Genomic DNA, 25,198 nt, shown 5'->3' with positions numbered 1-25,198 from the left:
ACGCCTGGCGATAGGTCGGGAAGCCGAACAGGCCGAGGAAGGTGTAGCCGGAGGCCTTCATCAGCTTGTTGTGCTGGGCGACCAAAAGGTTTTCGAGCAGCGTCATGCCTGAGAACAGGCGGACGTTCTGGAAGGTGCGCGCCACCTTGGCGCGCGCCGGGATCTCGTGGTTGGGCAGGCGCTCGAGGAGATAGGTCGAGCCGTTGCGCTTGTTCAGCGTGATCATGCCTTCGGTCGGTTTGTAGAAGCCGGTGATGCAGTTGAACACCGTCGTCTTGCCGGCGCCGTTTGGGCCGATCAGCGCGGTGATCTCGCCGCGCCTGGCCTGGAAGGACAGGTCGCCGATGGCGACCAGGCCGCCGAACTTCATCGACAGGTGCTCAACCTGCAGGATGAAGTCATTCGTCGAGGGGGTCGCGTCCATCAGCCGTGGCCCTCCTTGGTAAAGGAGCCTGAGACCGCTCTTCGCTCCTTGAGGAAGGCGGTCGGCTCTCGGCTGCCGACGAAGCCGCGCGGTTTCCACAGCATGACGATGACCATGGCCATGCCGAACAGCAGCATGCGGTAGAGTTCCGGCGTGAAGTCGGGGCCGAAGCCCGGAATGATCGTCATGTTACCCCAGTGCAGGCCCGTCTTGAGGAAGTCGAGCTCGCGCAGGATCTCGGTGCCGCCGATCATAACCATCGCCGCCACCGCGATGCCGCCGAGCGAGCCCATGCCACCCAGCACCACGATGGCCAGGATGATCGCCGATTCCAGGAAGACGAAGGACTCGGGACTGACGAAGCCTTGCCGGGCCGCGAAGAACGCGCCGGCGAAGCCGCCGAACATGGCGCCGGTGGCGAACGCCGTCAGCTTGGTGGTGGTGGTGTTGATGCCGAGCGAGCGGCAGGCGATCTCGTCCTCGCGCAGCGCTTCCCAGGCCCGGCCCACCGGCAGGCGGCGAAGCCTGATGGTGACGAAGGCGGTGAGGAAGCAAAGCCCCAGGATCAGGTAATAGAGGAAGATCTTGTAATAGGCGCCAGACTGGGTGATGTGCAGCACTTTGGCGATGTAATTCGGGTCCGAGACGTTGAACGACATCAGGCCGAAGAATGACACCTTCGGAATGCCGGAAACGCCGGCCGAGCCGTTGGTCACCTCACGCCAGTTGATCAGCACCAGGCGGATGATCTCGCCAAAGGCGAGCGTCACGATCGCCAGGTAGTCGCCGCGCAGTCTCAGCACCGGGAAGCCGAGCATGACGCCCCAGAAGGCGGCCATACAGCCTGCGGTCGGCAGCAGGATCCAGAACGACAGGCCGAAATGGGTGCCGAGCAGCGCATAGGCATAGGCGCCGACAGCGTAGAAGGCGACGTAACCGAGGTCGAGCAGGCCGGCCAGCCCGACGACGATGTTCAAGCCCCAGGCCAGCATCACATAGATCAAAATCTGGATGCCGAAATTGTCGACCCATTTGAGCGAGCCCTGGAAGCCGAATGCCAGGACCATCACGACTGGATAGGCGATCAGCACCGTGACGCCAATCCTGTTGAAGTTGCGCCGCACAAAGCCCGGCTCGGCCGCGACGGCTGCGGGCGCTTTAGCCTTCTCGGCCCTGGACCGTTCGATCGCGGGAAGCGCGTAGGCGACATAGAGGAAGCGGCCGGCGGCGACGGCGATCACCACTGCGGCAAGCAGGACCCAGCGCTGTACCAGGATCAGCTCGTTGTTGATGTTCTGGTCGGTTCTCAAGCCGATGAACAGCACGAACAAGCCGAGCGCAATGGCGCCGGCATAGAACGCTTCGCGCAAAGCCCGCTGCAAGGGAGGAGCGACCACGTCGCGCTCCGGAGACACGGTGACGGCCATGAGGATCAGACCTTTTCGACTTCAGGCCGGCCCAGTATGCCGGAGGGCAGGAAGATGAGCACAATCGCCAGGATCGAGAAGGCGGCAACGTCCTTGTAGTCGATCGAGAAATAGGCCGACCACATGCTCTCGATGAAGCCGATCAAAAGCCCGCCGAGCACCGCGCCCGGCAGCGAGCCGATGCCGCCGAGCACCGCCGCGGTAAAAGCCTTCACGCCCGGCACGAAGCCGTCGGAAAACACCACGACGCCATAATACATCAGGAACAGCGTGCCCGCGACCGCGGCAAGCGCCGCGCCCATGATGAAGGTGATGGAGATAGTGCGGTCGACGTCGATGCCAAGCAGCGCCGCCATCTTGCGGTCCTGCTCGCAGGCGCGCTGCGCCCGCCCCAGCGCCGTCCTGTTGACGAGGTACCAGAAGATGACCAGCAGCGCCGCGGTCACCAGCACGATAATGATCTGCTTCAGCGAGACGCTGATGCCGTCGACCGTGTAGACCTGGCTGACCAGCGGCGGGATCGGCTTATTGCGCGGGCCTTGCGTGACCTGCACGAAGTTGGACAGCACGATCGACATGCCGATGGCGGTGATCAGCGGCGCCAGACGGAAGGAGCCGCGCAGCGGCCGGTAGGCCACCTTCTCGATCGTCCAGTTGTAGAGGCTGGTAAGCAGCATGCCCACGATCATCATGATCAGGAGCGCCACCACCACCGGCACCGAATAGAACATCGCGCCGAGGATCAGGAAGACGATCAGGGCCGCGAAGGCGCCGACCATGAAGATGTCGCCATGGGCGAAATTGATCATGCCGATGATGCCGTAGACCATCGTGTAGCCGATCGCGATCAGCCCGTAGATAGATCCCAGCGTCAGCCCGTTGATAAGCTGCTGGACGAAGTACTGCATATTTATGCGGCTCCCCTGGAATGTCGCCCTTCGGGACGCATTCCTTTTCGTATTGCCCCTAGTCGTAAAGTTTCGAGCCCGGATTGCAACGTGATTTTTCAATCGCCACGCGTGGTTTGGAAGCACGACGCCCGATTGCCCGTTTTTTCGCACCCGGCCCCTGGACTATCGCGGACCCTATCATTGGCACAACGCAATGTCTTTGACGATTCAGCCGTATCATGCGCGTCGTTTCGAAGAAATCGCCGTCAAAATAAATTGATGAGGAGATTCCTTGCGTCGACGGGGGCGCTCGATTTTGCCGGCCCGCACATTCCGCGGGATCAGGATTCTGCTCAATGTGACGGTCATGCGACAGCGAGGCGACGCCGCGAATATTCGCCTCGCCAATGAAGCGTTTCTCCGGAGCCGAAGCGTCAGTAGGCAGAGCCTCCGTCCCCGTTGAGAGCATGCCGTTCCGTGCCCTGGAGCGGCGGATTGAAGACGCTGACCAGCACCATGTCGCCGGCCGCATCGGCGCGCAGGTAGTGATCGTCATGGGCATCGAGAACGTAGATCGTGCCGGGTTCGATGCGATGAACCGCGCCGGACATATCCTCGACTTCGCCGCTGCCGGAAATGCAGTAGCAGGCCTCCAGATGCCGCCGGTACTGAAGCCGCGACTCGCTGCCGGCACGCACGACCGTATGACAGACGGTGAATCCCATGCCGTCTCGCTGGGTGAGCAGCCGGTGGCTCGTGCCATTCCCCCAATCGACGAAGAAGTCAGTTTTTTCTACATCGGTCAATAGCCTGGTGAACATGGCATCTCTTTCTTGTGCGTTGTGGCGAGAGCGACAACGCTCCCGGATTGGTATGGTTTTTGCGGGTTCGATGCGCTATTTTTTCGAAACCGGGTCAAGAGATGTCGTAAGCGACAGCCAAGTTCAAATGACCGATTTTCGCCCAACGCATTAGAAAAATTTACAGATGGACTATTTGCCGCTGAACGCCATTCGCGCTTTCGAAGCCGCCGCGCGCCATCTCAGCTTCTCGGCCGCCGGCGAGGAGCTGCACGTTACCCATCCAGCGATCAGCCATCAGATCAGACGACTGGAAGAATGGCTCGGGGTGCCCTTGTTCCACAGGGATGCCCGCAAGGTTCGCCTGACCGACGCCGGACTGGCTCTCCAGGACTCGGCCAGCGCAGCGCTCTCCGACCTCGCGGCTGCCTGCCGGCGTATTCGCAGGAACGCGGTCGTCGCGTCGATCTCGGTGGGTTGCATTCCATCGATTGCCAGCCGGTGGCTGGTTCCACGCCTGCCGGACTTTGCTGCCCATCACCCCGAGATTGCGATCCGCGTCGCCTATGCGAAAGCCGAAGACCGGCTCGAGGACGACGACAACGACATCCTGATCACGCTCGGCGCGGATCCGTCTCCGAGGGCCACCAGCCTGAAGCTCTTTTCCCGCGTCAGCCAGCCCGCCTGCAGCCCGCATTACCTGGCCCGCAAAGGCTGGCTTGGCACGCCGGCGGACATTGCCGCGGCAGACCTTTTGCATGATGAGACCCGGCAGGGCTGGCGCGAGTGGTTCTCGCAGGCCGGCATGGCCGGAGTCGATGTCGGCAACGGGCCCGTCTTTGCGGATTTCAACATACTGGCGACCGCCGTCATCGCCGGCCACGGCGTCGCCCTTTGCCCGATCCAGGTTTTCCGTGAGGAATTGCGACGCGGCGATCTCGTTGTCGTCTCCGACATAGCGACCGACAAGGACAAAGGTTACTATCTCACCATGTCGGCGCAGCCCTCGGCCGCCGAGACCACATTTGCCGGCTGGTTTTGCGATCAGGTTTCGGCGGACGTCGAAGCAGCCTGACGCCTCGACCGGGAGCGATCAGGTGACGATGAATCCATGCGCGAACGGATCGCGGTCGTCGATGAAGATGGTGTTCAGTCCGGTCATGCGCGCCCAGCCGCCGATCGAGGGGATGATCGCCGGCTTGCCGGCCACGCTGACCTCCTTCTCGACCCTGCCCTTGAACAGCGAGCCGATAATCGATTCATGCACGAAGCCGTCGCCCGCCTTGAGCTTGCCCTTGGCGTGGAGCTGCGCCATGCGCGCCGATGTGCCGGTGCCGCAGGGCGAGCGGTCGATCGCCTTGTCGCCGTAGAAGACGGCGTTGCGCGCATCGGCCTCGGCATCTCTCGGCTTGCCGGTCCACAGCATGTGCGACAGCCTGTTGATGCCCGGGTTCTCGGGGTGCACGAATGAATATTTCTCGTTGAGGCGCTGGCGCACTACCGGGCTCCAGGCGATGAGGTCGGCGGCCGAATAGTCGGCCATGTCACGGTAGTTCTTCTGCGGCTCGACGATGGCGTAGAAGTTGCCGCCATAGGCGACGTCGACGCTGATCTCGCCAAGCACGGGACACTCCACCGTCAGCCCTTCGGCGTAGAGGAAGGACGGCACGTTGGTGATGCGCACTTCCTCGACATATTCGCCGACCTGCTTGTACTCGGCGACGACTAGGCCGGCCGGGGTATCGAGCCTGAGCACGCCCGGCGTCTTCGGCTTCACCAGCCCGTGCTCGATCGCCATCGTGACCGTGCCGATCGTGCCGTGGCCGCACATCGGCAGGCAGCCGGAGGTCTCGATGAAGAGAATGGCGATGTCGCAATCCCCGCGAGTCGGCGGGTAGAGGATCGAGCCCGACATCACGTCATGGCCGCGCGGCTCGAACATCAGGCCGGTGCGGATCCAGTCATACTCGGCAAGGAAATGCGCGCGCCGTTCCATCATCGTCGCGCCATGAAGCAGCGGCCCGCCGCCGGCGACCAGCCTGACCGGATTGCCGCAGGTGTGGCCGTCGATGCAGAAGAAGGATTTCTTGGCCATGGCGCTCTCTTGCTGTCAGAACCGTTGCGGACGGAAAGGGGTGAGATCGAGCGGCGGAGTCTGCCCGATAACGAGATCGCGGATCAAGCGGCCGGTCGCCGCCGCCTGAGTCAGGCCGAGATGGCCGTGGCCGAAAGCGTAGAAGACGTTCGGTGCGCGCGCCGCACCGATGACCGGCAGCGAATCCGGCAGCGACGGGCGGAAACCCATCCATTCGCGCCCGCCCGAGGGGTCGAGGCCCGGCAGGAACCGTTTTGCTTTTTCCAGCATCGCCTTCGAGCGGGCATAGTTCGGCGGACGCTCGATGCCGCCGAGTTCGACCGCGCCGCCGACGCGCAGACCCGTTTCCAGCGGCGTGATGACGAAGCCGTGCCCGGAAAAGATCAGTTGGCGCTTCACGTCGAAGGCCGAGACCGGCAGCGTCGTGTTGTAGCCGCGCTCGGTCTCGAGCGGGATGCGCTCGCCAAGATTTCTGGCAAGCAGATGCGACCAGGCGCCGGCGGCGATGACGAGCTGCTTCGCTTTCCGGGCCGTGCCGTCTGGAAGCGCGATCGCAGCACCATCCGCGCCGGCTTCAACGCGCTCGATGCGCGCATGCTCGAAGCGGGCGCCGAGCCGTTCCGCATAGGCCCAGACCGCTTGGCCGAGCAGCTTCGGATCGGCGACCGTCTTCCAGCCCGGCACGAAGGTGCCCTTGACGAAGCGCGGCGCAAGACCCGGCTGCAGCGCCGCCATCTCCTCGCCCTCGACATGGCGGAAGCCGATGCCGAAGCGCTCTCGCGCACGCCAGCCGGACAGGGAGGCGCGGAACTCGGCCGCGCTCTCGTAGAGCTCCAGCGAGCCTTCCTCGCGCAGCATCGGCCGCGTGCCGGAGCGGTCGAGCAGGCCCATCCATTCGGCCTCGGCGAGCTTCATCATGCCGGCCTGCGCCGCAAGGCTCGCCTCGAAATGCTTCGCGGCGCCCGCACGCCAGAAGCGGATCAGCCAGGGAAGCAGCTTCGGCAGATAGGCGGGCGGGATGGCGAGCGGCCCGAGCGGGTCGGCGAGCCATTTCGGCAATTGCCTGATCATGCCCTTATGCGCCAATGGCAGCACATCGGAGAAGGCAAAGGCGGCCGCGTTGCCGGAGCTCGTCTCCTCGCAGATGCCGGTGCGGTCGAAGACGGTAACATTGCGGCCCGCCTCGGCAAGAAAGGCCGCGGCGCAGATGCCGATGATGCCGCCACCGATGATGGCGACATCTTCACCTTCTCCCCGTTCACGGGGAGAAGGTGTCTGAAGGGTGTATGCGGGGCGGCGCCCCTCTTCAGTCATGGTATGTCCTTGCACGCTGGCGCTGCCCCTCGTCTGGCTGCCGCCATCTTCTCCCCGTGAACGGGGAGAAGAAAGCTATCAAAACGCCGGCAGTTCCGGCCGCGCGGCCAGCGCATCCTTGACGGTCTTTTCCACCGCCTTGCGGCGCTCGCCCGACAGCGGCTGGCGCGGCATGCGCACGCGGTCGTTGGTCTGAATGGCGAACACTTCTGCAAGCTTGATGTTCTGCACCAGATAGGTCGAGACATCGAGATCGAGCAAGGGCCGGAACCAGCGGTAGATCTTCAGCGCCTCCTCGCGGCGGCCTTGCTTCATCAGCTGATGGATGGCGACCGTCTCGCGCGGGAAGGCGGTCACCAGGCCGGCCACCCAGCCGATGGCGCCGACCGACAGCGCCTCGAAGGCGAGGTTGTCAACGCCGGTGAAGAGATCGTAGCGGTCGCCGAGACGGTTGATGATCTCGGTCGAGCGGCGGATGTCGTCTGAAGATTCCTTGATGGCGACGAAGCGCTTGTCCGACGCCAGCTCCTCCATCAGGTCGACGGTGACGTCGACGCGGTAGGCGAGCCGGTTGGAGTAGATCATGACCGGCAGGTCGCCGGCCTCCGCGACGGCGCGCAGCGCTGCGACCGTCTCTTCGGGATTGGTGTGGTAGATCGGGCTCGGCACCACCATCAGGCCGTTGGCGCCTTCCTTGGCGGCGCGGCGGGCGATGCTTGCCGCCTCGCGCGTGCCGGGCTCGTTGACGGTCAGAAGCACCGGCTTCTTGTCGGCCACCTTCTGCGCCGTCTTCAGCACATCGATCTTCTCGTCATGCGACAGCATCGGCCCCTCGCCGAGCGAGCCGCAGACGATGATGCCGTCGCAGCCGGCGTCCATCTGCAGGGAAAAGCAGCGCTCCATCTCGGCATGGTCGAGGCGGTCGTCCGTCGTGAACTTGGTCGTGACTGCGGGGAAAACTCCGGCCCACATGGCTATGTCTCCATCTGATATATCAGCCGTATATTTATTAAGAAGCGGGCTGTCAACGCTGAATCTGCTATGATATATGAAAAATATATCAGGAGCTGCCAATTGATATCCATCGAGACGAGCGCGGCCTTCGAGCCGGTTGCGACCAAGGCCTATCGTGTGCTGGAGCACATGATCGTGACCCTCGAGCTGGCGCCTTCGAGCTTCGTCACCGAGGGCGCGCTGATCGAGCGCCTAGGCTTCGGCCGCACCCCGGTGCGCGAGGCGATCCAGAGGCTGGCCTGGGAAGGCCTGCTGGACGTGAGGCCCCGCGCCGGCATCGCGGTCGCGCCGCTTCACCCCGGCGACTGGTTGCGTGTGCTTGACGCCAGGCGCGGTGTCGAGGTGGTGCTTGCCCGCTCAGCCGCCCGCTTCGTCACGCGCGAAGCTGCGGACCTTTTTCACGAAGCCGCCCTTGCTATGCAGAAGGCGGTGATCTCCGGCAACGTGCTTGCCTTCATCCAAGCCGACAAGGCGCTCGACGAAGCGCTGGCGATCGCCGCCGACAATCCGTTCGCGGCGCGCGTGGCCGCCCCCCTGCAGACGCACAGCCGCCGTTTCTGGTTCCGCTACAAGGCAGATACCGGCCTCGCAGAATCGGCCGAGCACCATGTTGCGCTGATCCGCTCGATCCTCGACGGCGACGAGGAAGCCGCCGCCAGGGACGCCAAGAAACTGATGGCACTGCTGCGCGGCCACGCCGAGGCGGCCGCGACGCGCTGACCGGAGCGGTTCAGCGCTTGCTCCAACTATTTGTTTTACGCAATTCCGGACGGAAAACCGTTGCACGCTTTTCCTGGAATTGCTTGGGCGGTCATCCGCCGGACTGACCAATCGTGGTGGCAAGCGTGTCTTCCCATCCGTCACCGGCGGCCAGGATGCAGGCTTGGCCTTTCACGTCGGTCATCAGGATGGTCCAGGTTCCGCCTGCCGAGACGAATACCTCGAAGATGGCGACCTGTCCGGCCACGCCGTAACCGAGCCGCTTCTCCTCGAATGTCGCCGCCAGCCTTGCGACCAAGATGTCATGGACGCCGCATATGATTTGCGCCCGCGCGGGGAATGCCGGCAACGCCATCGCAATGCCGACCACCGCAAGCCTGATCCATCGAAAAGAAGATAAGCGTGCCATGTGGCACCTCCTTCGCCTTCGCATTCCGGCAAGGGAGGCACATTCGGCCGCCTCAGTATGCCGGAACGCTCCAGGCCGGATTCGACGTTTTCATCACGTCACTCCTTCTGGTTTCCGGTCTGTCGCAGGGAGATTTATGACTCCCCGGATTCGATATGGTGAAGCAACGCCCGCTAAACAAGCGGGCGTTGCGGCGATCGCGTGGTTTCAGTTAACGCTCGACCGCAAGGGCTTCGACGCTTCGCCGGGCTCTGGGTGTCAGGCACCCGGCATGCGCGCCGTGATCGAAGGACTGTCCCAGCCTTCGCCTACGGACAGGATGCAGCTCTGCCCCTTGGTGTCGGAGGCAAGCACTGTCCAACTGCCTTGGTCGGACACAAAGATCTCGAGCACCACGTTCGGATTGATCAGCCCGCGCCCGGCTTCGCTTTCGTGGAACCTGTCGCCAAGCGCCTTGATGATGTCGGCGCGCGGTGCGCATTGCGCGGCCGCGTTGGCCTGGACGGCACCGCCGAACACCGCAGCCGCCGCAAGGAACATCGCCGCCATAAGAAATCGTGTCATCTGACACCTCCTCGCGCCAGACGAGAACCCCGGCTGCAACCGGCGCTGTTTGATTGGCCTGCATGCTCTGCAGGATACAGCCTAAGGCGGATGGTGGCCTGTTGGTTCCATTGCGTCGGCGTTTTGGTAGACGGACTTGGCGATCGAAACGCAAAAAGGCCCGGTACGCACCGGGCCCTTTATGTCGATCTGCGCTGGATCAGTTCATCGTCGGGATGGCGAATTCCGCGCCGTCCTTGATGCCTCGCCGCGCGCCCGCAGCCACGAAGTGGCGAGGACGCGCAAACAAGAAAACCGTCCGGCTAGTTCATCGTCGGGATGACGAATTCAGCGCCGTTCTTGATACCGGACGGCCAGCGCGAGGTGACCGTCTTGGTCTTGGTGTAGAAGCGGAACGCGTCCGGCCCATGCTGGTTGAGATCGCCGAAGGACGAGGCCTTCCAGCCGCCGAAGGTGTAGTAGGCGATCGGCACCGGGATCGGCACATTGATGCCGACCATGCCGACCTGGACCCTGGAAGCAAAGTCACGCGCGGCGTCGCCGTCGCGGGTGAAGATGGCGACGCCGTTGCCCATCTCGTGGTCGTTGGCGAGCTTGAGGGCGTTCTCATAGGTCGGGGCGCGCACCACCGACAGCACCGGCCCGAAGATCTCTTCCTTGTAGATGCGCATGTCCGCCGTCACGTTGTCGAACAGGCAGCCGCCCATATAGTAGCCGTTCTCGTAGCCCTGCATCTTGAAGCCGCGGCCGTCGACGACCAGCTTGGCGCCCTCCTTGACCCCGAGGTCGACATAGCCCTTGACGCGCTCGAGCGCCTGCGCCGTCACCAGCGGGCCGAAATCGGCGGAAGAATCCGTCGACGGACCGACCTTCAGGCTCTCGACGCGCGGCACCAGCTTTTCCATCAGCCGGTTGGCGGTATCGTTGCCAACTGGCACGGCCACCGAGATCGCCATGCAGCGCTCGCCCGCAGAGCCGTAGCCGGCGCCGACCAGGGCGTCGACAGTCTGGTCCATGTCGGCGTCGGGCATGATGATCATGTGGTTCTTGGCGCCGCCGAAGCACTGCACGCGTTTTCCCGCCGCGCAGCCGCGCGCATAGATGTACTGAGCGATCGGCGTCGAGCCGACGAAGCCGACGGCCTTGATGTCCGGATCGTCGAGGATGGCATCGACCACTTCCTTGTCGCCGTTGACGACATTCAGCACGCCTTCCGGCAGGCCAGCCTCGATGAACAGCTCGGCGATGCGGATCGGCACACCCGGATCGCGCTCCGAAGGCTTCAGGATGAAGGCGTTGCCGCAGGCGATCGCCGGCGCGATCTTCCACAGCGGGATCATGGCCGGGAAGTTGAACGGCGTGATGCCGGCGACGACGCCGAGCGGCTGGCGCATCGAATAGGTGTCGATGCCGGGGCCGGCGCCGTCGGTGAACTCGCCCTTCATCATATGCGGCGCGCCGATGCAGACCTCGACCACTTCGAGGCCGCGCTGGATGTCACCCCGCGCGTCGGCAATGGTCTTGCCATGCTCGCGCGCCAGGATGTCGGCCAGCTCGTCATAGTCGCGCTGGACCAGTTCGAGAAACTTCATCAGCACGCGCACGCGGCGCTGCGGGTTGGTGGCTCCCCACTTGAGCTGCGCGGCCTTAGCGTTCTCGACCGCGGCGCGCAGTTCCTGCGCCGAGGCGAGCGCCACCGTGGCGCGCACGGTGCCGTCCATCGGCTGCATCACATCCTGCTTGCGACCGCTGGTGCCGGCGACACGCTTGCCGCCGATGAAATGACCGTATTCGATCATGGCTTCTCTCCCTGTTCTGGTGATGAGGCATTGTCCGCCTTTGCGGCGACGATGGCAACGCGAGGAAGATCGCAACCGTTGTGCAAAAAATAGACAACCGCTGGAAGCAGTGCATTAATTGCCGCAAATGGCCGGTACGGCCTGGACGCTTAAAGGAGTAGAGGCTTGCATTCCTTCACACCCCCCTCTGTCCTGCCGGACATCTCCCCCGCAAGGGGGGAGATCGGACGTCACGTCCGCTTTCGCCTGTCACCAGCGCTCGAAGAGAGGCGCCGTCAAGGAAGCTGCCAACCTCCCCCGTTGCGGGGGAGATGGCCGGCAGGCCAGCGGGGGGTGGGCGGGAACGCGGCCTTTGCGAGTAATTCGGATCATCCCCATGAACTGGGATGACGTCCGCGTCTTCCTCGCCGTGGCGCGCGCCGGGCAGATTCTCGGCGCAGCGAAGCGCCTGGAGCTCAACCATGCCACCGTCTCGCGCCGCATCGCCGCGCTTGAGGAGGCGCTGCGCACAAAGCTGTTCCGCCGCCTGACCACCGGCAGCGAGCTGACGCCGGCCGGCCAGCGCTTCCTCGACATTGCCGAGCGCATGGAAAGCGACATGATCGCCGCGCGCTCGACCATCGCCGGCGAAGGCGACGATGTCTCCGGCACGGTGCGCATCGGCGCGCCCGACGGCTTCGGCGTCGCTTTCCTCGCCAAGCGGCTCGGCGAGATCACCGCGCTTCATCGCGAGCTCACCATTCAGCTGGTGCCGGTGCCGCGCTCCTTCTCGCTGTCGCGGCGCGAGGCCGACATCGCGATCACCGTCGAGCGGCCGACGGAGGGGCGATTGGTGGCGGGCAAGCTGGTCGACTACACGCTCGGCCTGTTCGCCTCCCGCGCCTATGCGGAAGCCAATGGCCTGCCGAAGATCGCGGCCGAGCTCGGTCGCCACACGCTGATCGGCTATGTGCCCGACCTCATCGTCAGCCCCTCGCTCGACTACGCCGCCGAGTTCAGCCCGGACTGGCGATCGAGCTTCGCCATCTCCTCCGCGCTCGGCCAGGCGGAAGCGGTTCGCTCCGGCGCCGGCATCGGCATCCTGCATACTTTCGTTGCCCGCTCGATGCCGGAGCTGCTGCCAGTCGACATCGTCAGGCCCATCCGCCGCGCCTACTGGCTGGTCTATCACGAGTCGGTGCGGCCGCTGCGCCGCGTCCAGCTCGTCGCCAATTTCATCACCAGGGCCGTGGAGCGGGAGAAGGGCTTGTTCGTTTAAAGCATGTCTCCCGAAAGTGGGAACCGGTTTCGGGATAAAGACATGCGTAAAATCAAAAACCTAAAGCGCATGGAGCGAATCTGAAAGATCGCGACGCGCTTTAGATCCGTTTTCAGGGCGGATCCAGCACGAACGAGTTCACGACCTTTTCGGCTTCATCGGCGAGCGGCGCCCACATCCGCGCGGTTTCGTCGGCGCTGTCGCCCATCAGCCCGCAGGTGACGAAGCCATAGCGGTCGCTGCGTATCGAAATCGCGATCTTGGCATGGCCGTAGAAGCTGGCGTTGCCATCGCTGAGCCGAAAATCCATGTCGGCTATCCGCACCGGATAGCCGTCCGGAAAATGCGCCAGCCTGTCCTTGCTGAAACTGGCCGAACCAAAGGCGGAGCCGATCAGTGTCTGCCAGTTGTCCAGCGACCAGTCCTTCTGGGCGAAGGCCCTGGGATCGGGCGGATTGTCCGGGGCGGTCGGATCGTAGAAGTTTTCCGACACCCTGCAGGTCAGGCCCTTTGCGCCGGATTTGACCTTGAGCCGCATGGTGTCGCTGAACGTGGTTTCGCTCGTCCATTCCTCGGGATAGGTGAGCGAGAAACCATGCTCCTTGTCGTGAACGGTCTTGTCCGCGGCAAGCGCGGCCGAGGCGCAGAGCAGATATCCGATCGCGATCAAAAGAAATGGGCGCATCAAAACGTCCCCGCCACAGCCGACGATAGCACAACCGGCGCTTCGACACCTTAAAGCGCGTCGCCTTAGTCGTTTTCGCCGCAACGCGCTTCAAGCTTTGACGTACCGGTCCGGGCTGAGGTCGAGCGCGTTGATCTCCGGCACCCGGTTGGAGATGATGTCGGCAAGCACCTTGGCCGAGCCGCAGGCCATGGTCCAGCCCAGCGTGCCGTGGCCGGTGTTGAGATAGAGGTTGGACAGCTCGCTGCGCCCGACCAGCGGCGGCCCGTCCGGTGTCATCGGCCGCAAGCCGCACCAGAAGCTTGCCGCCTTGAGATCGCCGCCGCCCGGGAAAAGATCGCCGACCGAGTGCTCGAGCGTGCGGCGGCGCGATTCATGCAGGCGAAGGTCGAAGCCGGAAATCTCCGCGGTGCCGCCGACGCGGATGCGGTCGCCGAGCCTAGTGATCGCCACCTTGTAGGTCTCGTCCATGACGGTCGACACCGGCGCCGCCTCGACGGTGGTGATCGGCACGGTGATCGAATAGCCCTTGACCGGATAGACCGGGATAGGCCGCTTGAGCTTGCGCATGAGCTGAGCCGAATAGCTGCCCATCGCCATCACATAGGCATCAGCCACCCGCCAGCCCTTGTCTGTGGCGACATTGGCGACCCGGTTGCGGTTCCTCACGACGCGCCGGATCGTCGTGCCGTATTCGAAGGTGACGCCGCGCTCCACGCAGAGCGCGGCAAGCTTGTCGGTGAACATCTTGCAGTCACCGGTCTCGTCGCCGGGCAGCCTCAGCCCGCCGACGAACTTCTCGCGCACACCGGCCAGCGCTGGCTCGGCCGCGATGCAACCGTCCCGGTCGAGGATCTCATAGGGAACGCCGTATTTCTTCAGCACCTCGACATCGTCGCCGGTGCCGTCGAGCTGCTTCTGCTTGCGGAAGAGCTGCAGCGTGCCCTTGGCCCGCTCGTCATAGGTGATCCCGGTCGCCGCGCGCAGCGCCTTCAGTGTGTCGCGGCTGTACTCGGCGACCGGCACCATGCGCGACTTGTTGAGCGCATAGCGCTCGGCCGTGCAGTTGCGTAGCATCTTGATGAGCCACGCCCACATATGCGGGTCGAAGGCCGGCCGCACCACCAGCGGACCGTATTTCATCAAGAGCCATTTGACCGCCTTGACCGGGATGCCGGGCCCGGCCCATGGCGAAGCATAGCCGGGCGACACTTCGCCGGCATTGGCGAAGCTGGTCTCCAGCGCCGGCCCCTGCTGCCGGTCGATCACCGTGACTTCATGGCCGGCCTCGGCAAGGAAGTAGGCGGTGGTGACCCCGATCACGCCGCCGCCCAACACCAGGACTTTCATTCGATGCTCCCTCAAAGCCGGCCGAACGCCTGACAGCGTTGGCCCTTTCATCTGTCTGCCGGATTTTGTTGCGCCCGCCAAGTAGGGCGGTTACGCGCCGATGTAGCGGCGGTGAAAGCGCGCACCCAGGCTGGTCAGGATTTCGTAGCCGATGGTGCCGGCGTGGCCGGCGGCGTCGTCGACGCTTTGCGACGGGCCGATGAGCTCGACGAGGTCGCCCTCGCCCAGCCTGCCCGCCGCAAGCGCTGAAATATCGAGGACGATCGAATCCATCGATACGCGCCCGACGAAGGGCAGCCGCATGCCCTCGAACCAGGCGGCCGAAGCCGCGCGCCGGTGCCAGCCGTCGGCATAGCCGAACGAGATCGTCGCCAGCCTGAGCGGTCCGCGCGCATGGTAAGTGTGGCCATAGCCGACGCCGGCGCCTTCTCCGACGCTGCGCGTTTGCGCCACCTTTGCCTGCAGCCGCACCACCGGCAGCATCGGGTTGGCCTCGCCCGGCGTCGGGTTGATGCCGTAGAGCGCGGCGCCCGGCCGGGCGAGATCGTAATGATAGGGCGCGCCAAGGAAAATGCCCGACGAATTGGCGAGCGAGGCGGGCGCCGCCGGCAGCATCCTGCGCAGCCGTTCGAACGCCAGCCGCTGTTCTTCGTTCGCCGGATTGCGCGTCTCGTCCGCGCAGGCGAGATGGCTCATCACGTAGCGGATGTCGATGCCGTCGAAAGCTTCCTTCGAGAGCGCCTCGACTTCGGCCGGCGGCATGCCGAGCCGCGACATGCCGCTGTCGACCTGGATGGCGGCCTGCAGCGTTCGACCGCTGGCCCGCGCCGTTTCGCGCCACGCCTTCAGTTGGGCGGCGCTGTTGACGACGGGATGAAGTGCGGCCGCGACCGCTTCCGATTCCGAGCCCGGAGGTAGGCCGTTGAGAACAAAGATATCAGACCCCGGCCCGACCGACTTGCGCAGCGCGATGCCCTCGCCGAGCAGCGCGACAAAGAAGATATCGCAGCCCTCCTTGATCAGCGCCGCTGCCACCGGCGCGGCGCCGAGACCATAGCCATCGGCCTTGAGCACGCCGGCGCAGCGCACGCCCGCCAGCCGCGCCTTGAGCCGCCGGTAGTTCTCACGGATGGCGCCGAGATCGATGGTCAGGATCGCGCCGGCCGCCGCTTCGCTGACCGTCGAACCGCCGGCGCAGTGTGCAGCCGGGAAACCGTGTCCGGTGTCGTCATTCATGGCGACCCCCTCATTGCATCAAAGGCAATCATTAGGACGCCGGTGCCGGCACGGCAACCGTGGCGGCTCAACCAATGCTGCACCGCTCTGGCCTGTTTATATTCAGGTCAGGCCGAGTCGAAGATGGTGGATTCCGAGAACCGGAGCGGAGCGTACTTGAAGTACGTGAGCACCGGAAGCGCAGGAAGCCGCCATCTGCAGGCCGGCCTCACCTGAATATCAACAGGCCAGATGCTGGAAGGCCGCCACCACCTGCTCGTACACCTGGCGCTTGAACGGCACTATGAGGTCGGGCAGCTCCTGCATCGACCGCCACGCCCATTGATCGAATTCGGCCTTGTGATCGCCCGGCGGCGGGTTGATCTGGATCTCGCTCTCGTCGCCCTCGAAGCGGTATGCGAACCATTTCTGCGTCTGGCCGCGATAGCGGCCCTTGAAGGCGACGCCGACCAGATGCGGCGGCAAATCGTAGTTGATCCAGCGCGGCGCTTCGGCAAGCAGCGAGACGCTGCGCATGCCGGTTTCCTCGTAAAGCTCCCGCTCCGCGGCCGCGAGCGGCTCCTCGCCCTTGTCGATGCCGCCCTGCGGCATCTGCCAGAGTTTGGTCGTGCCGGAAAACTCGCTGTCCGGTTCGGGAATGCGGTGCCCGACCCAGACCAGCCCGGCGCGGTTGAGGATCATCAGGCCGACACAGGGGCGGTAAGGCAGCGTCTCGGGATCGATCATTTTCTTGGATATTCCTGTAATCCGGCATCGGCGAAAAGCCGATGGCTAGCCTTTTTGGGGATCTATGGCCACAGCCGAGATCGGCACGATCTCGATGCCGCGCTTCTTCGCCTCGGCAACCCAGGACGCCACCGTGTCGACGGTGATATCGAAGGCCGAGCCGATGCCGACGGCGCTGCCCTTGGCCCGTGCCGTGGCTTCCAGACTGTCCAGCTTCTTCAAGATCTCGCCGCGATCCTGCACCGCGTCGATCGCCATGTCGCCGGCGACGAACGGCACGCCGTCCTTCAGCGCAAGGTCGGGCGCCAGGCTCCGCGCCGACGAGCCGTCGTCGACATAGGCAAGGCCGCGCTTGCCGAGCTCGGCCATGAACGGTCCCATCGCGTTTGCGTCGGCCGAAAACCGCGCGCCCATATAGTTCATGACCCCGGTATAGTTGGTCGTCCTGGACAGCGCCCAGTACAGGCTCTTCAGGTTCTCATCCGCGCTCGCCGAGACCGTCAGCGTGTTGCGCCCCGGACTGACGTTCGGATAGTCGAACGGCTCGAGCGGTATCTGCATGACGATCTCATGTCCGCCCTGCCGGGCCGCCTTCATCCAGCGGTCGATGCTGTTGCCCTGCGGCGCGAAGGCCAGCGTCACTTCGGCCGGCAATTTGGCGATCGCCGCCTGCGTGCCGGTCTGCGAGACGGCGAGCCCGCCGATGACGATCGCCACACGCGCACCGCGCGCGCCGGACCATGGCCGCGCATAGACATCGAACGGCCGCCTGCCGTCGGCGGAGCGGATCGGCAGCGGACCACTGTCGCTCGCCTCGATCAGCGCCCGGTCCGGGATATGCGCGACCTTGAAATTCTGGCTGAGCGAGGAAGGATCGCGGATGACAATCCCTGCCTTTGGCGGGCCGTCTCCCTCTTCTGTCTGGACATGGATGATCTGCGGGCCGCCGCTCTTCATTGGCGTGCTCACATTCGGGCTCGCCGTTGCCGCAGCAGCCGGCGTCGGCGCCGCGGCCGGCGCGGGCGTTGGCGCCACGGTCACCTTCGGCGTCGAAACGGCTATCTCTTCCGGCTTGCGAAAAGGTTTTTCACGCAAGGCGATCGCACCGGAAACGCCGATCACGGCGAGGACGGCGAGAGCGGCGACAAGCGTGCCGGCGCTGATGCCGCGCGCGCCGGGGCGCTGGTGCCGGATCGTCTGTCCGAGCGGGCGGTCGATGTCCTTGCCGATGTCAGCCAAGTTGTTTCCCCGGAAGCACGCCCTCAGGTGAGGTCACGTTTTTCGTGACATGTCGCGAACACTTCGCGATCGCCGGCACGATACCCCAGACATATGCCGCCCCTGCCGCGATCCCCGAATCAAACTGCCGGAACCTCGCGGTCCCGGCAGCATCGCATCGCTTCGGTCGGTCGGCCAGAGCGATATGCTCCGGCCATCCCGCCCTTACTGGTTCAGCACGGCCTTGTCCGGGTTCGGCGGGAAGGACGGGTCGGTCTTTTGGCCGCGCAGCAGCTGTTCGGCATAGATCAGCTGCAGATCGTCCTTCGGCTCCGGCGGCACATAGGCGGCCGAGCCCGAGCCGGTGGCGCTCTCGTCGGCGCCCTTGATGTGGCCCTTGAGGTCGGATTCGCCGCGGGTCAGGTCCCTGCCCTGCAGGTCCGGCGGCAGCGGCTGCTCGACCTTGATGTCGGGCGTGATGCCCTTGCCCTGGATCGACTTGCCGGACGGCGTGTAATAGAGCGCCGTGGTGAGCCTGAGCGCGCCATTCTCGCCGAGCGGGATGATGGTCTGCACCGAGCCCTTGCCGAAGGACTGCGAGCCGACCACGGTGGCACGGCGCAGATCCTGCAGCGCGCCGGCGACGATCTCGGACGCGCTCGCCGAGCCGCCGTTGACCAGCACGATCAAGGGCTTGCCGCCGATGTCGTCGTTCTGCTTCGGCTTGGCGTCGAAGCGGGTGACGTCCTTTGGATCACGACCGCGGGTCGAAACGATCTCGCCGCGCTTCAGGAAGGCATCCGACACGCTCACCGCCTGATCGAGCAGGCCGCCCGGGTTGAGGCGCAGATCGAGGACATAGCCCTTCAGCTTGTCGTTCGGCACCTGCTTCTTGATGTTCTCGATGGCATTCTCGAGATCGTCATAGGTCTTCTCGGTGAAGGAGGTGATCTTCATGTAGCCGACGTCGTTCTCGACCCGGTACTTCACCGCCTTGACCTTGATGATGTCGCGCACCACCGTCAGTTCGATCGGCTTGTCGGCACCCTGGCGCAGGATCGTGAGCTTGATCGGCGTGTTGACCGGGCCGCGCATCTTCTCGACGGCGTCGTTGAGGGTCAGGCCGCGCACTTCTTCGCCGTCGATCTTGGCGATGTAGTCGCCCGCAAGCACGCCCGCTTTGGCGGCCGGCGTGTCGTCGATCGGTGTGATCACCTTGACGAGGTCGTTCTCCATGGTGACCTCGATGCCGAGGCCGCCGAACTCGCCCTTGGTCTGCACGCGCATATCCTGCGCCTGCTCGGCATTCATATAGGAGGAGTGCGGGTCGAGCGAGGCGAGCATGCCGTTGATGGCGTTCTCGACGAGCGACTTGTCATCCGGCGGCGTCACATACTGCGCGCGCACGCGCTCGAAGATGTCGCCGAAGATTGCCAGCTGCTTGTAGGTTTCGGAACCCGCAGCGTTCGCCGCCGAGCCGGGTGCGCCGTAGACCAGGCTCATTGCCGATGCGCCCATCAGCGCGCCGGCAAACAGAAGCGACAATTTCCGCATCATTTCACGTCCTTCCAGAAAATCGGTCCGCCCACCAGGGTGCCGGATCGACGGGTTTTCCATCCTTGCGGAACTCCACATAGAGTTCCAGCGCCGCATTTCCATTCTGCGAGGCCGAGGTGCTTGCCACCCGGGCCTCTCCCATCGCGCCGATCGGTTCTCCTGCGAGCACCGACTGTCCGGTCGCGACGCTGATTCTGCTCATCCCCGCCAGAACGACATGATACCCGTCGCCCGCATTGAGGATCAAGAGTTGACCATAGGAGCGAAACGGCCCCGCATAAAGTACGTTTCCATCCGCCGGTGCGGTGACGATGGCTCCCGATTGTGTCGCAACCATGTCGCCTTGCATCATCTGGCCGTTGCCGTCGTCGGTGCCGAAGCGCCGTTTGATCTTACCGATGACCGGCAGCGCGATCTGGCCCTGCAGTGCCGCGAACGGCGCGGAAGCGGTCAGACGGTTGCCCTCTGGAACCGCCGGCGGAGCGGGCTCCGCCGTGGACGCCGTCGTATCGCTGTCCGTCGATTTCCGCTCCGCCGCCTTGGCCTGCTCGACCGCCTTGCGCGCCTTTTCGGCTTCGAGCGAGGCGATCAGGTCCTTGAGGCTGCTGGCCTTGGCCGCCAGTTGCTGCGAGTGCTGCTGCTCGGCGGCCAAAGCCGTCTCCGTGTCGGCCTGCAGCTTCTGTTTGGCCTCGAGCAGCATGGTGAGCCGCTTCTTTTCCGCCGTCTGCTCGGTGACGGCGGCGGCGAGTCGCGCCCGTTCGGCCTCGATCGACGCCGTCACCCGGGTCTGCTCCTTGAGGTCGGCCATCAGCCTCTCGGTTTGCTGGCGCAACTCCGGCACCACGGCGCCGAGCAGGATGGCGCTGCGCACCGACGACAACGCATCCTCCGGCTTGACCAGGATCGCGGGCGGCGGATTGAGCCCCATGCGCTGCAGCGCGCCGAGCACTTCGGCAAGCACGTCGCGGCGCGCGAGCAATGACGAGCGCAGCTTCTCTTCCTCCGCCTTCAGCCCTTCCAGCTTGGCGCCGATGTCCTCGATGTCCTGGCCGAGCTTCTGCTCGGTCATGGCCGACTGGATGAGCGCCGCGCTGATCGAGGCATGGTCCTTCTTGACCGTCGCGACATCGGCGGCGAGCTTCGCCAGCCGCTCGGACGACAAGGTGATTTCCTTGGAAACCTGCTCGTATTCGGCCCGGCTCCGGTCGGGATCGGGCGCGACATCGAGTGTGTTTTCCGTCGCCCGCGCCGGCCCGAGCGCAATGAGCGCGGCGACAAGGGTCAAGCCGCAGCGGCCGCGCCAGGCGCGCATTCTCGAATTCCAGCCTTCAGACATCAGGCCTCGACTCTAATCGCCGCTTCGTTAACGAACCATCAACCATGTTGGAAGGACCCACGCTCGTTCACGATGGCGTGTCATTGGGGCGGAAATCCGGGCAAGAAGCCGCGATCCCCGGCTTTCGGCGCGGATCCGGCGAACAACGGCTCATGCGCGGTGGTAGGGATGGCCGGACAGGATCGTCGCCACCCGGTAAAGCTGCTCGCCGAGCATGACGCGCACCAGCTGATGCGGCCAGGTCAGCGCTCCGAACGACAGCACCAGATCGGCCTTTTCGCGCAGCGATTTGTCGTGACCGTCGGCGCCGCCGATCGCGATGACCATCGCCTTGCGGCCACCGTCTCGCAACTGGCCGATGCGGGCGGCCAGATCCTCCGATGACAGCGCCTTGCCGCGCTCGTCGAGCAGGATCAGCACCGTGCCAGGCTGCAATTGGGCTTCAAGCTTCTGGCCCTCCTCGCGTCGGCGCTCGTCGGCGCTCTGTCCACGGCTCTCGGGAGTCTCGACGATGCCGGCAAATTCCAGCCCGATCGCGGGCCCGCTCCTGGCGAAGCGCTCGAAATAGCGGTCGGCGAGTTCTCTCTCGGGGCCGGTCTTCATCCGGCCCACGGCATGAATGGCAATCTTCATCCTCGCCCCGGCGAGCCCTCGATCGGTGCCGGACCGGACCGGTCGCGGCAGGCGATATGGCTTAGTGCAAGGTCTCTTCCTCGAGGTCCGGCGCCTGCCACATCTTCTCGAGATTGTAGAACTCGCGGACTTCGGGACGGAAGACGTGGACGATGATGTCGCCCGAATCGATCAGGACCCAGTCGGCGCTGGCCAGCCCCTCGACGCGCGCCATGCCGAGGCCGGCATCCTTGAGCGCCTTGAGAAGATGATCGGCGACAGCCGAGACATGACGGTGCGATCGGCCCGACGCGATGACCATATAGTCGCCGAGGCTCGATTTACCCTGGATGTCGATTGAGACGATGTTTTCGGCCTTGGAGTCTTCCAGACTGGCAAGGACTGTGTTGATGGCGAGGGAGGCAGCATCGCTTCCGCTGATCCCGGCCGGCGAAGGCACGATATCGGCCTTCTTCCGCAGTGCTGTTCTCAGTGTGTTTCCTTTCCCAATAAGAACAACCAAATCACCCAGCAAATCAGGTGACACCACTTAGATAGGCAGAGTTCCGTTGCAGTTTCAAGACGGGCACCCTGCCTGCGCCAACGCGGTCCGCTTCGGCAGGTTCCGTAGTCCCGGAAAAATCGGAACCCTTTGCGCTTGGCACGGGTTATCGGCTCATCGACCATCGGGGACTTCATTCATGCCGACCGACCCGCAAAACGCATTTCTCACCGTTCAGGCCGGACTTGCGCAGCTCAGCACGCTGATCGTCTCTTACTCCTTCTCGGCGATCGGCGCCGTCATCCTTCTGATTGTCGGCTATTTCGTCGCCGGCCTTGCCGAGCGCTCGATCTTCGCCGGCCTCGGCCACATCCACGGCTTCGACGCCACCTTGCGCCATTTCTTCTCGAAGATCGTCCGCTACGGCATCCTGGTCCTTGTCGTTATCATGGTGCTCGGCCAGTTCGGCGTGCAGACGGCCTCCATCATTGCCGCCATCGGCGCCGTCGGCCTGGCTATCGGGCTGGCTCTCCAGGGCACGCTGCAGAATATCGCCGCCGGCATCATGCTTTTGGCGCTGCGGCCGTTCCGCATCGGCGAAAACGTCGAGGTCGGCACGATCGCCGGCACGGTCGAGGAGATCGGGCTGTTCGCAACCAAGCTGCGCACCGTGGAAGGCGTCTACATCCTGGCGCCCAACCAGACGCTGTGGAACCAGCCGGTGCGCAACTTCACCCGCAACGGTGTCCGCCGCACCGACATCACGCTCAACATCGGTTCATGGAACGACATCGACCGTGGGCAGAAGACGCTGCTTGGCATCGCCGGCGCCGAGAAGCGCATCAGGCGCGAGCCGGCGCCGATCGCCTTCGTTGCGAGCCTCGGCGAGAGCACGGTTTCGCTCACCCTGCGCTACTGGACGTCGGCGGCCGATTACTTCGCCACCCAGATCGACATGACCAAGCGCGCCAAGCAGGCCTTTGACAACGAGGGCATTTCGATCCCGCTGCCGCCGCCCGAGGCGCCGACGGCGGAAGCCCGCAAGCAGTAGAGCAGTCGGAATTTTCAGTCGTTGGTTCGCCGCGGCTCATCGTCCGGCGCGAAGGCGAGTTCCACGGGTAGAGGCGCCTGCGCGCTCATCGGCGCGAAGCTGGCCGTCGCGATTGCCGGAGCCGGCCGCGCCGCAAACACCCGCCACAGCACGAACAGGCAGAACGCCGAGGCGATGAAGATGCCGACATAGATGAAGGTCTCGGTGCCGAAGACGGCGGAAAGCGCCGTCACGACGCCGGGCACGACGAAGCCGGACAGCGACCAGGCAAAGAGCAGCGAGCTCGACAGGGCGAGCAGCTCGTCCTTGCCGGCGCGGTCGGCGGCATGCGCGCTGGAAAGCGAATAGATCGATTCGGACGCCCCGTCCCAGATCAGATAGATCACCGCAAGGATGGCCAGCGCGCCGCCGTCGAAGCCGATGGCAAGCAGGCTGGCGGCGACCGCGAGCGCCGCCGCGCCCGCGAGCACATAGCGCCTGTCGGTTCGGTCCGAAATCCAGCCGAGCGGCACCTGCAGGATCAACGTGCCGATCGGCATCGCCGACAAGAGCAGCGCCACATCCGCCTGGCTGTAGCCCTTGGCGGTGGCATGGATCGGCGCGAAGCCGGAAATGCTCATCGAGAGGCCGCCGACGGCCAGCATACCGACGACGCCGACTGGCGAGATCTTCCAGGCTCGGGCGAGCGCTACCGAAGCGGCCTGCGGCGGTGGCGGCTGCGCAAGCCGCGTCATGCCGACCGGTAGGATCGAGAGCGCCGTGAAGGTGATGCCGATGAGCGGCACGGCTGCACTCAGTATATCGACCGTGGCGAGCGTCGCGTAGCCGACGCCGAGACCCGCGACATAGGCAACGTAGAACACCGCCATGATCCGGCCGCGTATCGCATTGGGCACGGCATCGTTGAGCCAGCTCTGCGCGACGATGAAAATGCCGCATATGGCAAAGCCGTAGAGCGCCCGCGCCGCGATCCAGAGCAGCGGGATAGGACCGGCGCCGATTGCGGCATTGGAAAGCGCGATCAGCGCCGAAAGCACCATGAACGCTCGGGCATGGCCAACCCTTCTGACGAGAGGCCCGGTCAGGATGCAGCCGGCGAGCCCGCCGGCAGAGAGCCCGGTGACGATCAGCCCGGCCCAGGTCGGATCGAAGCCGTCGGCGCCGAGACGAACGGGGATATAGGCGAACATCAGCCCGTTGCCGATCGCAATCAGCGCCATCGAAACGATGACGCTGGCAATGGCGATCAGCGGCGCCGACGGCGCGGCCTGTCCGGTGTCGGTCGTGGTGCGGCTGGTCTTCAGCATGCCTGCCAGCATCGCTCACGGTAGAGCGAAAAGCCGCCGTAAAAGCGACATGGCCAAGCTCCCCTTCTCCCCTTGTGGGGGAAGGTGGATTGCCGCGAAGCGGCAAGACGGATGAGGGGTGTTGGAAGAAATGAGGCATCGGTGATTGAGGCCTGTGTCAAGCTGGAGCACCCCTCATCCGTCTCGGCGCTGCGCGCCGATCCACCTTCTCCCCCAGGGGGAGAAGGAAAATGCCTACCCATTCGCCCCGTTGCGTATCGCGGTGGAGGAGAGCGACGAACGCGGACCGTGGATGAAGGTCCAGGCCGGCGCCCGCATGCGGGCCAGCCGTGGCGCGTCGCCCTCGTCGACGCGGGCATAGTCGAAGGTCTTGGCGACGACCGACGACAGGAAGGAGAGCGTGGCGCCCGGACGGTCGATGACCGCGATCGGGAAGGTGAGCACGATCTCGCGCCAGCGCTGCCAGTGATGGAAGTCGCGCAGCGAATCGGCACCCATGATCCAGACGAAGTCGACGCCGGGATTGCGCGCCTTGACCAGAGCCAGCGTGTCGGCGGTGTAGCGGACGTGATGCGTCGCCTCGAAGGCGGTGACCTTGATCTTCGGGTTGCGGGCGATCTTTTCCGACAGCGCGATGCGCTCGGCGAGCGGCGCCAGCTCGCGCGCGCTCTTCAGCGGATTGCCGGGCGTCACGATCCACCACAGCTGGTCAAGAGCCAGCCTTCTCAGCGCGATCTCGGCAACCAGCGCATGGCCGGCATGCGGCGGATTGAACGAGCCCCCGAACAGGCCAACGGCCAGCCCCCTGCCGGCATGCGGCATGTGAAGATAAGGCGCAGGGACGGGCTGCTCGGGCTGGGAAAGCATTCGCCAGGCCTCCCCTCAGGCCTTGGTGGCGAAAAAG

25 protein-coding genes are annotated in these 25,198 nt (G+C 64.6%); 4 read left to right on the top strand and 21 right to left on the bottom strand.

Annotation, left to right across the window (positions count from 1 at the left end):
• The 4 genes from RFN28_RS07860 to RFN28_RS07845 form a co-directional block, all read right to left on the bottom strand.
• Positions 1–424, bottom strand: a 424-nt coding sequence (locus RFN28_RS07860) for an ATP-binding cassette domain-containing protein (RefSeq protein ID WP_320286794.1), incomplete at its 3' end; no start/stop codon positions are given.
• Positions 424–1,851, bottom strand: coding sequence for a high-affinity branched-chain amino acid ABC transporter permease LivM (gene livM, locus RFN28_RS07855; RefSeq protein ID WP_320286793.1), 1,428 nt, complete (start codon positions 1,849–1,851; stop codon positions 424–426). The genes livM and RFN28_RS07860, both read right to left, overlap by 1 nt.
• A gap of 5 nt (positions 1,852–1,856) precedes the next feature.
• Positions 1,857–2,759, bottom strand: coding sequence for a branched-chain amino acid ABC transporter permease (locus RFN28_RS07850; protein WP_320286792.1), 903 nt, complete (start codon positions 2,757–2,759; stop codon positions 1,857–1,859).
• A gap of 416 nt (positions 2,760–3,175) precedes the next feature.
• Complete coding sequence (locus RFN28_RS07845; protein WP_320286791.1) at positions 3,176–3,562, bottom strand: ectoine synthase; 387 nt, start codon at positions 3,560–3,562, stop codon at positions 3,176–3,178.
• Positions 3,563–3,728: 166 nt separating this feature from the next.
• On the opposite strand from RFN28_RS07845, the gene RFN28_RS07840 reads away from it, so the two are divergent.
• Positions 3,729–4,616 carry a LysR substrate-binding domain-containing protein gene (locus RFN28_RS07840; protein WP_320286790.1) on the top strand — a complete coding sequence of 296 codons (888 nt, stop codon included), beginning with the start codon at positions 3,729–3,731 and terminating at the stop codon, positions 4,614–4,616.
• An 18-nt stretch (positions 4,617–4,634) separates the two neighbouring features.
• Here the strand turns inward: RFN28_RS07840 and RFN28_RS07835 are convergent, their stop codons facing one another.
• The 3 genes from RFN28_RS07835 to RFN28_RS07825 all read right to left on the bottom strand — a co-directional run bounded on the left by RFN28_RS07835 (position 4,635) and on the right by RFN28_RS07825 (position 7,922).
• Complete coding sequence (locus tag RFN28_RS07835) at positions 4,635–5,636, bottom strand: 4-hydroxyproline epimerase (protein ID WP_320286789.1); 1,002 nt, start codon at positions 5,634–5,636, stop codon at positions 4,635–4,637.
• 15 nt (positions 5,637–5,651) lie between these two features.
• Positions 5,652–6,950, bottom strand: a complete 1,299-nt coding sequence (locus tag RFN28_RS07830; RefSeq protein ID WP_320286788.1) for an NAD(P)/FAD-dependent oxidoreductase — start codon at positions 6,948–6,950, stop codon at positions 5,652–5,654.
• Between the two features lie 78 nt (positions 6,951–7,028).
• Entirely contained in the window at positions 7,029–7,922 is an 894-nt protein-coding gene (locus tag RFN28_RS07825) for a dihydrodipicolinate synthase family protein (protein ID WP_320286787.1), read from the bottom strand.
• A 69-nt stretch (positions 7,923–7,991) separates the two neighbouring features.
• On the opposite strand from RFN28_RS07825, the gene RFN28_RS07820 reads away from it, so the two are divergent.
• Positions 7,992–8,684 carry a GntR family transcriptional regulator gene (locus tag RFN28_RS07820; protein ID WP_320286786.1) on the top strand — a complete coding sequence of 231 codons (693 nt, stop codon included), beginning with the start codon at positions 7,992–7,994 and terminating at the stop codon, positions 8,682–8,684.
• Positions 8,685–8,775: 91 nt separating this feature from the next.
• Here RFN28_RS07820 and RFN28_RS07815 read toward each other — a convergent pair whose 3' ends face one another.
• From RFN28_RS07815 to RFN28_RS07805, 3 genes are all read right to left on the bottom strand, one after another.
• Complete coding sequence (locus RFN28_RS07815; RefSeq protein ID WP_320286785.1) at positions 8,776–9,093, bottom strand: hypothetical protein; 318 nt, start codon at positions 9,091–9,093, stop codon at positions 8,776–8,778.
• A 258-nt stretch (positions 9,094–9,351) separates the two neighbouring features.
• Positions 9,352–9,657, bottom strand: a complete 306-nt coding sequence (locus tag RFN28_RS07810; protein WP_320286784.1) for a hypothetical protein — start codon at positions 9,655–9,657, stop codon at positions 9,352–9,354.
• 302 nt (positions 9,658–9,959) lie between these two features.
• Positions 9,960–11,456: a CoA-acylating methylmalonate-semialdehyde dehydrogenase gene (locus tag RFN28_RS07805; protein WP_320286783.1), complete on the bottom strand. Its 1,497-nt coding sequence runs from the start codon at positions 11,454–11,456 to the stop codon at positions 9,960–9,962.
• 376 nt (positions 11,457–11,832) lie between these two features.
• Between RFN28_RS07805 and RFN28_RS07800 the strand changes: the two genes are divergently transcribed.
• Entirely contained in the window at positions 11,833–12,714 is an 882-nt protein-coding gene (locus tag RFN28_RS07800) for a LysR family transcriptional regulator (protein WP_320286782.1), read from the top strand.
• 112 nt (positions 12,715–12,826) lie between these two features.
• On the opposite strand, the gene RFN28_RS07795 is transcribed toward RFN28_RS07800, so the two are convergent.
• The 9 genes from RFN28_RS07795 to rsfS form a co-directional block, all read right to left on the bottom strand.
• Entirely contained in the window at positions 12,827–13,399 is a 573-nt protein-coding gene (locus tag RFN28_RS07795) for a hypothetical protein (protein ID WP_320286781.1), read from the bottom strand.
• Positions 13,400–13,489: 90 nt separating this feature from the next.
• Positions 13,490–14,749, bottom strand: coding sequence for a D-amino acid dehydrogenase (locus tag RFN28_RS07790; protein ID WP_320286780.1), 1,260 nt, complete (start codon positions 14,747–14,749; stop codon positions 13,490–13,492).
• Positions 14,750–14,839: 90 nt separating this feature from the next.
• The gene (alr, locus tag RFN28_RS07785) at positions 14,840–15,985 is read right to left on the bottom strand and encodes an alanine racemase (RefSeq protein ID WP_320286779.1); all 1,146 of its coding nucleotides are present in this window, start codon (positions 15,983–15,985) and stop codon (positions 14,840–14,842) included.
• Between the two features lie 219 nt (positions 15,986–16,204).
• Positions 16,205–16,711, bottom strand: a complete 507-nt coding sequence (locus RFN28_RS07780) for an RNA pyrophosphohydrolase (RefSeq protein ID WP_430677477.1) — start codon at positions 16,709–16,711, stop codon at positions 16,205–16,207.
• Between the two features lie 45 nt (positions 16,712–16,756).
• Entirely contained in the window at positions 16,757–17,950 is a 1,194-nt protein-coding gene (locus RFN28_RS07775) for a divergent polysaccharide deacetylase family protein (RefSeq protein ID WP_320286778.1), read from the bottom strand.
• Positions 17,951–18,154: 204 nt separating this feature from the next.
• Positions 18,155–19,486, bottom strand: a complete 1,332-nt coding sequence (locus tag RFN28_RS07770; RefSeq protein ID WP_040974440.1) for a S41 family peptidase — start codon at positions 19,484–19,486, stop codon at positions 18,155–18,157.
• A gap of 1 nt (position 19,487) precedes the next feature.
• Positions 19,488–20,822 (bottom strand): murein hydrolase activator EnvC family protein, encoded by a 1,335-nt coding sequence (locus RFN28_RS07765; protein WP_320286777.1) that lies wholly within the window; start codon positions 20,820–20,822, stop codon positions 19,488–19,490.
• Between the two features lie 150 nt (positions 20,823–20,972).
• On the bottom strand, positions 20,973–21,455 hold the full coding sequence (rlmH, locus tag RFN28_RS07760) for a 23S rRNA (pseudouridine(1915)-N(3))-methyltransferase RlmH (protein ID WP_320286776.1): 483 nt from the start codon (positions 21,453–21,455) through the stop codon (positions 20,973–20,975).
• Positions 21,456–21,516: 61 nt separating this feature from the next.
• Positions 21,517–21,894 (bottom strand): ribosome silencing factor, encoded by a 378-nt coding sequence (gene rsfS, locus RFN28_RS07755; RefSeq protein WP_320286775.1) that lies wholly within the window; start codon positions 21,892–21,894, stop codon positions 21,517–21,519.
• Between the two features lie 241 nt (positions 21,895–22,135).
• Here rsfS and RFN28_RS07750 point away from each other — a divergent pair, with 241 nt between their 5' ends.
• Entirely contained in the window at positions 22,136–22,987 is an 852-nt protein-coding gene (locus RFN28_RS07750) for a mechanosensitive ion channel family protein (RefSeq protein WP_320286774.1), read from the top strand.
• Between the two features lie 14 nt (positions 22,988–23,001).
• On the opposite strand, the gene RFN28_RS07745 is transcribed toward RFN28_RS07750, so the two are convergent.
• Together RFN28_RS07745 and RFN28_RS07740 are read right to left on the bottom strand one after the other, a co-directional pair.
• The gene (locus RFN28_RS07745; protein ID WP_320286773.1) at positions 23,002–24,294 is read right to left on the bottom strand and encodes an MFS transporter; all 1,293 of its coding nucleotides are present in this window, start codon (positions 24,292–24,294) and stop codon (positions 23,002–23,004) included.
• 234 nt (positions 24,295–24,528) lie between these two features.
• Positions 24,529–25,116 carry a nicotinate-nucleotide adenylyltransferase gene (locus RFN28_RS07740; protein ID WP_320286804.1) on the bottom strand — a complete coding sequence of 196 codons (588 nt, stop codon included), beginning with the start codon at positions 25,114–25,116 and terminating at the stop codon, positions 24,529–24,531.
• Between the last annotated feature and the right edge of the window lie 82 nt (positions 25,117–25,198).

Source organism: Mesorhizobium album (assembly GCF_033977205.1).
Lineage (GTDB): Bacteria > Pseudomonadota > Alphaproteobacteria > Rhizobiales > Rhizobiaceae > Mesorhizobium > Mesorhizobium album.
Note: the sequence above shows the minus strand (reverse complement) of the source record. Positions and strands in the feature narration are given on the sequence as shown.

What these genes read in the sequence shown, in the direction of transcription:
- livM (WP_320286793.1), bottom strand. Translation starts at nt 1,851, where the DNA reads ATGGCCGTCACCGTGTCTCCGGAGCGCGACGTGGTCGCTCCTCCCTTG.
- RFN28_RS07850 (WP_320286792.1), bottom strand. Translation starts at nt 2,759, where the DNA reads ATGCAGTACTTCGTCCAGCAGCTTATCAACGGGCTGACGCTGGGATCT.
- RFN28_RS07845 (WP_320286791.1), bottom strand. Translation starts at nt 3,562, where the DNA reads ATGTTCACCAGGCTATTGACCGATGTAGAAAAAACTGACTTCTTCGTC.
- RFN28_RS07840 (WP_320286790.1), top strand. Translation starts at nt 3,729, where the DNA reads ATGGACTATTTGCCGCTGAACGCCATTCGCGCTTTCGAAGCCGCCGCG.
- RFN28_RS07835 (WP_320286789.1), bottom strand. Translation starts at nt 5,636, where the DNA reads ATGGCCAAGAAATCCTTCTTCTGCATCGACGGCCACACCTGCGGCAAT.
- RFN28_RS07830 (WP_320286788.1), bottom strand. Translation starts at nt 6,950, where the DNA reads ATGACTGAAGAGGGGCGCCGCCCCGCATACACCCTTCAGACACCTTCT.
- RFN28_RS07825 (WP_320286787.1), bottom strand. Translation starts at nt 7,922, where the DNA reads ATGTGGGCCGGAGTTTTCCCCGCAGTCACGACCAAGTTCACGACGGAC.
- RFN28_RS07820 (WP_320286786.1), top strand. Translation starts at nt 7,992, where the DNA reads ATGATATATGAAAAATATATCAGGAGCTGCCAATTGATATCCATCGAG.
- RFN28_RS07815 (WP_320286785.1), bottom strand. Translation starts at nt 9,093, where the DNA reads ATGGCACGCTTATCTTCTTTTCGATGGATCAGGCTTGCGGTGGTCGGC.
- RFN28_RS07810 (WP_320286784.1), bottom strand. Translation starts at nt 9,657, where the DNA reads ATGACACGATTTCTTATGGCGGCGATGTTCCTTGCGGCGGCTGCGGTG.
- RFN28_RS07805 (WP_320286783.1), bottom strand. Translation starts at nt 11,456, where the DNA reads ATGATCGAATACGGTCATTTCATCGGCGGCAAGCGTGTCGCCGGCACC.
- RFN28_RS07800 (WP_320286782.1), top strand. Translation starts at nt 11,833, where the DNA reads ATGAACTGGGATGACGTCCGCGTCTTCCTCGCCGTGGCGCGCGCCGGG.
- RFN28_RS07795 (WP_320286781.1), bottom strand. Translation starts at nt 13,399, where the DNA reads ATGCGCCCATTTCTTTTGATCGCGATCGGATATCTGCTCTGCGCCTCG.
- RFN28_RS07790 (WP_320286780.1), bottom strand. Translation starts at nt 14,749, where the DNA reads ATGAAAGTCCTGGTGTTGGGCGGCGGCGTGATCGGGGTCACCACCGCC.
- alr (WP_320286779.1), bottom strand. Translation starts at nt 15,985, where the DNA reads ATGAATGACGACACCGGACACGGTTTCCCGGCTGCACACTGCGCCGGC.
- RFN28_RS07780 (WP_430677477.1), bottom strand. Translation starts at nt 16,711, where the DNA reads ATGATCGATCCCGAGACGCTGCCTTACCGCCCCTGTGTCGGCCTGATG.
- RFN28_RS07770 (WP_040974440.1), bottom strand. Translation starts at nt 19,486, where the DNA reads ATGATGCGGAAATTGTCGCTTCTGTTTGCCGGCGCGCTGATGGGCGCA.
- RFN28_RS07765 (WP_320286777.1), bottom strand. Translation starts at nt 20,822, where the DNA reads ATGTCTGAAGGCTGGAATTCGAGAATGCGCGCCTGGCGCGGCCGCTGC.
- rlmH (WP_320286776.1), bottom strand. Translation starts at nt 21,455, where the DNA reads ATGAAGATTGCCATTCATGCCGTGGGCCGGATGAAGACCGGCCCCGAG.
- RFN28_RS07750 (WP_320286774.1), top strand. Translation starts at nt 22,136, where the DNA reads ATGCCGACCGACCCGCAAAACGCATTTCTCACCGTTCAGGCCGGACTT.
- RFN28_RS07745 (WP_320286773.1), bottom strand. Translation starts at nt 24,294, where the DNA reads ATGCTGAAGACCAGCCGCACCACGACCGACACCGGACAGGCCGCGCCG.
- RFN28_RS07740 (WP_320286804.1), bottom strand. Translation starts at nt 25,116, where the DNA reads ATGCCGCATGCCGGCAGGGGGCTGGCCGTTGGCCTGTTCGGGGGCTCG.